Below are 4,262 nucleotides of genomic sequence, written 5' to 3'. Positions count from 1 at the left end.
GTTTGATCACCTGCATGCGCCGCTCTTGCCGCGCCGCAGGACTGAGCTTTCTCATGTCGGTCAGTTTCATCAAGACAACATCCGGGTAATCAGAAATATTTCAAGTCGTTTTGTTTCTAATTAATAATCAGAAATATTTCAAGTCGTTTTGTTTCTAATTAATAATCGACGGTTCAGGGCTATTCGGCGTGACAAAGGCGCTTTCTCCATCGTGGTGGATGAAGAAACACAGCCGCGTTTCAAAGGTCGCAACTACGCTCCCGAGCGCTCAATTGCGCTCTCAGCTGATGCGATTGCCGTCTTGGATCAGGATGGCACCGTGGTGGAAGATCTGAGCCTGGCGATTAGGCGCGAGTTGGAGGGCATCAGCTACTTGGGGCCGCTGCGGCGCAAGCCAGAGCGCGATTACCCCTGGAACAAGACCAAGCCTGGTGAGGTGGGTATTGATGGTCGTAGTGCGATTGATGCTTTGCTGGCCAGCGCCTTACTGAAGGGGGAGGAGCAGAATCACATCGTCCACGGCGTGTCCCACTGGCTGGCGCGCATGAAGGTGGCCGATCGCTTGGAGGTGCGCCAGCAAGGGCGATCCAACCGGTATGAACTTATCGTGCATCGAGACGGCGTGGCGTGCAACCTACGGGATGTGGGCATTGGCGTATCGCAAGTGCTGCCGGTGCTGGTGGTGGCGTACTTTGCCCCACCGGGTAGCACCATCGTTCTGGAAGAGCCCGAGATCCATCTGCATCCGCTGGCGCAATCGGTGCTGGCTGAGCTGTTTGTGGTCATCAGCCAGCAGCGCAAGGTGCAGTTTATCGTCGAAACCCACTCCGAACATTTGTTTCGCCGCATGCAAACCCTGATGGCCGGGCAGCAGGTAAGTGCGAACGAGGCGACCATGTACTTTGTCGAGCGCGATGGCAAGTCTGCCAGGCTGCGTGCCTTGGAGCTGGATGGCTATGGTCGCGTCAAAAACTGGCCCGAGGGCTTCTTTGGCGATGCCCTGGGTGAAACGCGGGAGCAGGCCCGCCTGATGTTTGAACGCCAGAAGGCCGCCCAGCCATGAGGGCTCGCTATGTGGTGGACACCAATGTGTTGATTGCCGCCAGCGCGGCAGATCCCGTGCATCCCAAAGACATTGACGCCACGCCCGCTGACCCCACGCTGCGCCGGCGGGTGTGGGAATGGTTGAGCGCGTTTGAACAAAGCGATTCGCGCCTGGTGCTGGACGGCGCTGGAAAAATCTTCGAAGAGTACGAGCGCAAACTGGGCTTCAACGACTTTGGCATTCAGGTCGTGATGCACAAGTTCAGCACGGCGGCGGCAGATTTTGTGGCGGTAGATTTTGATGCCGATGGCCATGGGGTGCTGCCAGAGGCGCTCTCGCCCGTGATCCATGACACCGCCGACCGCAAAATGGTGGCTGCCGCTTTGGAGGTTCACGCCTCGTATGGTGAGGGCTGTGTGGCATTTGCCGGTGACACCGACTGGCACGATTGGGAAGTTGACCTGGCCCGGCACCATGTGCTGCTGGAGCCCATTATTGAAGAGTGGTCGCGAAAAAAGCATGCCGAGAAACAGCACCGATGAACAGTACAAACCATGAGTGATTTTTTCCGTTTTCCGTCTACCGCCCACATCGCCTGGCTGGCGGGTGGCTCCCCCCGTGAGGACAAGGTGCTGTCGGCTACCGAGGCGCAGGATTTTTTGTCGGTAGATGTGTCCGTCGAAGAAAAGCTCGACGGTGCCAACCTGGGTTTTTCGGTCGCGCCCGACGGCACCCTGCGAGCGCAAAACCGGGGCCAGTACCTGGCCCATCCCCACGCAGGGCAGTTTGCCCGTTTGCCTGATTGGCTGGCTTTGCATGGCGATGTCGTCCATACCGCGCTGGCGCTGCATGCCGATGCCGGGCTGATGCTGTTCGGCGAGTGGTGCGCGGCCCGGCATTCGCTGGACTACACCGCGCTGCCCGACTGGTTTTTGCTGTTTGATGTGTACGAGCGCCAGTCTGGCCGTTTTTGGAGCAGCGCGCGGCGCAACGCCTTGGCGACGCAATGCGGGTTGGTCACGGTGCCCACCTTGTTCCGTGGGCAGACAACGTTGGCGCAACTGCAATCGATGTTGGACACCGTGCACAGCCGCTACCGCAGCGGCACCCTGGAGGGCCTGGTGGTTCGCCAGGAAACAGCCGACTGGTGCCAAGCCCGCGTCAAGCTGGTGCGCCCGGATTTCACCCAAACCATCACGGAGCACTGGAGCCGCCGCCGACTGGAATGGAACCGGCTTGGCTGGGAGGGCGACCAGGCGCGCTGACCAATCAATCAGGCAGCGGCACCCTGGCTGGGCCAAAAATACTATCGTTTTAATAGCTTCTCGCGCTTACTGGAAGAGCTCTTGAGCCTTATTTGGCTTGTATAGAATCAGCGCAACCTGCGCCCTTTCGAACAGGACTTACATGACTGACCACTCCCACTTGCACATCCACCACCACCGCCTGAGCGCCCCCATGTGCAGCGTGATCGAGCGCATGCACCGCGCTGGTGGCGCGCCTTTGCACACGCTCACGCCTACGCAGGCGCGCGCCGCCTACGAGGCTGGCGCCGGTGTGCTGGAAGTGCCCAAGGCCATGCTGGCGCGGGTAGAGGATTTGCACATTCCCGCACGCGATGGCCATGCCTTGCCCGCGCGCCTGTACGCGCCCACTACCGACACCGGCTTGCCGCTGCTGCTGTACCTGCATGGCGGCGGTTTCACCATTGGCAGCATCGCCACGCACGACGTGCTGTGCCGGGAGCTGGCGCGCCTGAGCGGCTGTATGGTGGTGTCGCTGGAATACCGGCTGGCGCCCGAGCACCGCTTTCCCACCGCAGTGCATGACAGCTGGGACGCGCTGCAATGGCTGGCCGCGCAGGCGCCGCAGCTGGGCGCCGACCCCGCCCGGCTGGCCGTGGGCGGCGACAGCGCAGGCGGCACGCTGGCAGCGGTGTGCGCCATCCTGGCCCGCGATGCCGGTTTGCCGCTGGCGCTGCAACTGCTGTTTTACCCCGGCTGCACGGCCCACCAGGACACACCCTCGCACACCACCTATGCGCGCGGTCTGGTGCTGGAAGAACCCGCCATCAGCTGGTTTTTTGGCCACTACGCCACCACGCGCGCGCAGCGGGAGGACTGGCGCTTTGCCCCGTTGCTGGCCCCCGATGTGGATGGCGTGGCCCCCGCCTGGATCGGCCTGGCCGAGTGCGATCCGCTGGTGGACGAGGGCATCGACTACGCCGACAAACTGCGCCTGGCCGGTGTGCCCGTCGATCTGGAAATCTACCGGGGCGTAACGCACGAATTCATCAAAATGGGCCGCGCCATTGCCCAGGCGCGCACCGCCCACGCCGACGCCGCCGCCGCGCTGCGCCAGGCTTTTTCTCTGAAGGAGGCAAGCTGATGCAACGCCGTGACTTTCGCTGCATCCACCGCCTGCGCGTGCGCTGGGCCGAGGTGGACATGCAAAAAGTGGTCTTCAACGCCCACTACCTCGCCTACATCGACATTGCCATGATGGACTACTGGCGCGCGCTGGCGCTGCCCTACGAGTCTGGCATGGCGCTGCTGGGTGGCGAGATGTTTGTCAAAAAAGCCACCCTCGAATACCACGCTTCGGCGCGGCTGGATGATGTGCTCGATGTGGGCCTGCGCTGTCTGCGTGTGGGCAACTCCTCGGTGCTGCTGCAAGCGGGTATCTGGCGCGGCGATGTGCTGCTGGTCAGTGGCGAGCTGGTCTATGTGTTTGCCGATACGGCCACGCAAACGGCCCGCACCGTGCCGCCCGCGCTGCGCGCCATGTTTGAGGGCTTTGAGGCAGGTGCCGCCATGGCCGAAGTGCGCACGGGCGACTGGGCCACGCTGGCGCAGGACGCCATGCAGGTGCGCACGGCGGTGTTTGTGCAAGAGCAGGGCATCTCGCCCGACATCGAAATCGACGCCTTCGACGCTGTAGCGGTACACGCTGTTTTGTACAACCGCCTGGGCCAGAGCGTGGCCACGGGCCGCCTGCTGCCCGCCACCGAGGGCACCGGGCGCGTAGGCCGCATGGCGGTGGCGCGGCCCCTGCGCAGTGCGCGCTGGGGTCGCCTGCTGCTCGATACCCTGATCGACGCCGCCCGCGCCCGGGGCGATGCCCGCATCGAACTGCATGCCCAGTGCAGTGCCCAGGCGTTTTACGCGCGCGCCGGGTTTGCCGTGTGCAGCGCACCGTTTGAAGAAGCGGGCATTGC

Annotated in this window: 5 protein-coding genes; all 5 read left to right on the top strand. The window is 62.8% G+C overall.

Features of this window, described 5'->3' with window-relative positions; all coding sequences use genetic code 11:
• Positions 1-214: 214 nt before the first annotated feature.
• A complete protein-coding gene (locus tag PHX69_RS15530; RefSeq protein WP_288044958.1) occupies positions 215-1,063 on the top strand; it encodes an AAA family ATPase in 849 nt (282 codons plus the stop codon).
• Entirely contained in the window at positions 1,060-1,587 is a 528-nt protein-coding gene (locus PHX69_RS15525) for a hypothetical protein (RefSeq protein WP_288044956.1), read from the top strand. The genes PHX69_RS15530 and PHX69_RS15525 overlap by 4 nt, the downstream gene beginning before the upstream one ends.
• 12 nt (positions 1,588-1,599) lie before the next feature.
• Positions 1,600-2,310 carry an RNA ligase family protein gene (locus PHX69_RS15520; protein WP_288044953.1) on the top strand — a complete coding sequence of 237 codons (711 nt, stop codon included), beginning with the start codon at positions 1,600-1,602 and terminating at the stop codon, positions 2,308-2,310.
• 142 nt (positions 2,311-2,452) lie between these two features.
• Entirely contained in the window at positions 2,453-3,433 is a 981-nt protein-coding gene (locus PHX69_RS15515) for an alpha/beta hydrolase (protein ID WP_288044951.1), read from the top strand.
• Positions 3,433-4,262 (top strand): YbgC/FadM family acyl-CoA thioesterase (locus tag PHX69_RS15510; RefSeq protein ID WP_288044949.1); only part of this gene is annotated, 830 nt, incomplete at its 3' end. The genes PHX69_RS15515 and PHX69_RS15510, both read left to right, overlap by 1 nt.

This window comes from Simplicispira sp., assembly GCF_028687295.1.
Lineage (GTDB): Bacteria > Pseudomonadota > Gammaproteobacteria > Burkholderiales > Burkholderiaceae_C > Simplicispira > Simplicispira metamorpha.
The sequence above is the reverse complement of the archived record's forward strand: the minus strand, read 5'-3'. Positions and strand labels throughout refer to the sequence as shown.